This is a genomic window from Methylobacterium pseudosasicola, assembly GCF_900114535.1.
Taxonomy (GTDB): Bacteria; Pseudomonadota; Alphaproteobacteria; order Rhizobiales; family Beijerinckiaceae; genus Methylobacterium; species Methylobacterium pseudosasicola.
Window position 1 is genome coordinate 1 of the sequence record NZ_FOTK01000117.1, and the last position, 1903, is coordinate 1903.

Annotated in this window: 1 protein-coding gene; it reads right to left on the minus strand. The window is 68.0% G+C overall.

The genetic code is table 11. From position 1 onward, the window contains the following. Nucleotides 1–155: 155 nt before the first annotated feature. The gene (locus BM228_RS33420) at nucleotides 156–1691 is read right to left on the minus strand and encodes an ISL3 family transposase (protein WP_092047633.1); all 1536 of its coding nucleotides are present in this window, start codon (nucleotides 1689–1691) and stop codon (nucleotides 156–158) included. Between the last annotated feature and the right edge of the window lie 212 nt (nucleotides 1692–1903).

Here is a 1903-nt window from a genome sequence, read left to right on the forward strand (position 1 = left end):
ATCTTTGCGACCGTCTCCACGACCAACATCCCGCGCAAGCCTCCCGTTCGAGCCGGAAGGCAGTGTGGATGACTTGTCCTGGGGGTCCCGTTTGGGGTTCATCCGCACTTTCGGTGCTGGCGGACCTCCGTGCGGCCACGCTCTACGGGTCGATCTCAGGCGGCATGAAGGACACGCTGGCGCAGAAGATCGAACTTCGCGCGGCCGTACATGCTCCACTTGATCAGTTTGAGGCGGTTGACCTGTCCCTCGACGGGGCCGTTGCTCCAGGGCTCAACGATGGCCGCGCGTACGGCAGCCTCGTCCTGCCGGAGCCCGGAGACTAAGCCGCCGATATCGGTCTTGCCTGCGGCCTCAAGCCAAGGCATCAATCCTGCCGGATCTCCTTTGCGCAGGAGATCGGCGAAGGCCCGCACATTTTCGACGGCTTGCCTGAGCTTCGGGGCAGCGACGCAGAGTGCGTCGGTGAAGGCGCGATCCTCCGGCAGCAGCGTCGCCGGATCGCCGGTCAGCCATCGGGTGATGCGCCGTGTTGAGGGGATCCGAGCGGACGCCGGTCTGACCGGCGCCCCTGATCGCTGTCGCCCAACCCAGCGTCGGACGATGTCGTAGCCGCCCGTGAAGCCATGGGCGCGCAGTTCGCGATGGAGAACGGTCGCGCTGCGCTCGCCCTCCTGCCAACGTGTCTCGACGAAGGGGAGATGACGGTCGAGCCGGCTCGGACCTGGGGCTCGGCGGTAGGGCATGAAGCGGCCAGCTCGGACCCAACGGCGCACGGCGTTGCGGGATGCGCCGATACGGCGGGCGATCTCCTTGGTCGGCATCCCTTCGCCGTGGAAGCGCAAGGCTGTCTCGCAGCGGTCGCGCCGCGGGTTATGCACCTCCGACGTCGGCGCGCTCTCCGTCGCATCGTGGCCATCGGAGGAGGCATGCACGAGGCGATGCGCCACGTCCCTGATCTCGGACTGGTGCCGCTCGACGATGCCGCGCACCGCCTCGGAAGCATTGACCAACAGGTGCCAGCGATCGGCGACCTGCGTCGCCGCCGGTGCACCCGTCCGCGCGGCCTCGGCGTAGGGCCCTGAACGGTCGCGGCTGATGACGGTCACGCTCGGATGGGCAGCGAGCCAATCCCGCACCGGTGCCGACGAGCGGCCGGGAAGCAGGTCGATGACGCGCCGCCGTTCCAGGTCGCAGACGATGGTGCCGTAGATGCGGCCGCGCCGCCAAGCCCAGTCATCGATGCCGACCACGCGTGGCGGTGGAGACGGATGGATCCCGCGATGACGAATCAAGCGCAGGACGGTGTCGCCGCTGACCGGCATCGCCAATCGTCGCGACAGACGGGCACCGGGCTCACCGCCCAGCACCATGCCGATATCGGTCTGTGCCTCGGCCAACCGTTCGCTGCGACGCGCCTTGCGCGCAGCCAGCCCCGGTACGCGTTCGACGAAGATCCGCCCTGGGCAGTGGCTGCAGCGGAAGCGGCGGACCTTCAGGCGCCACGTCACAGCCCGGTCCTGCCACGGCAGGTCCTTGAGGGTTCGCTGATAGGTGCTGTGCATCCGCGTCGAGGGTCGTCCGCAACTCGGACAGGTGGCATCGACCGTGGTGGTGTGAGCGGTGATCAGCAGTCCGTGCGGGTCCAGCGTCAGATCATCGACGTGAACACCGTCCGGGACCGACGGCATCGACGGGTTGGAGATCGGCATCGTGCTGCCCTCGGGCCACAACGCTGATCAACGCCTGAGCCACCCGCCAGCACCAAAAGTGCGGATGAACCCTTATTCCACGCCTAATCACATCGAGCCCTCGCCCGCCGACAGGCGCGTCCAGGCTGACGGTGCGAGGCCGTTGGCGATCGCCTCGGCGGTGCCGGCCACCGGCGGTTTGCCGACCCAGG